A 1,148-nucleotide genomic window follows, 5' to 3' on the forward strand; every position below is an offset into this window, starting at 1 on the left:
ATCGCCGTCGACAGCAGCGGCCAATGGACTTACACCCTGGCCAACGGCACCGATGGCGTTGCCAGTGCCGTGCACGATGGCGTTGCCAGTGCCGTGCAATCGCTGCAGGCCGGCGAGACTCACAATGAAGTGTTCACCATCCAGGTCAGCGACGGCCTGGGCGGCGTCGACACCCAGCAAGTGACTGTCACCGTCACCGGCAGCAATGACGCCCCCGTACTCAGCTTCGCCAGCGACAACGATGTCGGCGCGGTGCAGGAGGACAGCAGCCTCAGCGTCAGTGGCCAGTTCAGCTCGAGCGACATCGACCACGATGCTACCGCCACCTGGAGCATTGCCGGGTCCAACACCGGCACTTATGGCTCAATCGCCGTCGACGGCAGCGGCCAATGGACCTACACGTTGGCCAATGGCACYGATGGTGTCGCCAGTGCCGTGCAATCTCTGMAGGCCGGCGAGASTCACAATGAAGTGTTCACCATCCAGGTCAGCGATGGCCTCGGCGGCGTCGACACCCAGCAGGTGACCGTCACTGTCACCGGCAGCAATGACGCACCGGTACTCAGCTTCGCGAGCGGCAACGAGCTTGGTGCAGTGCAGGAAGACAGCACGCTCAGCGTCAGCGGCCAATTCAGCTCAAGCGACATCGACCATGCAGCCACCGCGACCTGGAGCATTGCCGGGTCCAACACCGGCAGCTACGGCTCGATCGCCGTCGACAGCAGCAGCGGTCAGTGGACTTACACCTTGGCCAATGGCACCGATGGTGTCGCCAGTGCCGTGCAGTCGCTGCAGGCCGGCGAGACTCACAACGAAGTGTTCAGCGTGCAGGTCAGTGATGGCCTGGGCGGCGTCGACACCCAGCAGGTGACTGTCACCGTCACCGGCAGCAACGATGCGCCCGTGCTCAGCTTCGCGTCGGGCAATGAGCTGGGTGCGGTGCAGGAAGACACCACCCTCAGCGTCAGTGGCCAGTTCAGCTCGAGCGACATCGACCACGATGCTACCGCCACCTGGAGCATTGCCGGGTCCAATACCGGCACTTATGGCTCAATCGCCGTCGACGGCACCGGTCAGTGGACCTACACCTTGGCCAATGGCACCGATGGTGTCGCCAGTGCCGTGCAATCGCTGCAGGCCGGCGAGAG

At 63.8% G+C, this 1,148-nt stretch carries 1 protein-coding gene; it reads left to right on the forward strand.

The genetic code is table 11. The features are described from left to right. The coding region (locus AC1DLB_RS30595; protein WP_477786354.1) for a VCBS domain-containing protein at positions 1-1,148 on the forward strand (1,148 nt) is incomplete at both ends.

Source organism: Pseudomonas sp. 05N434 (assembly GCF_056396965.1).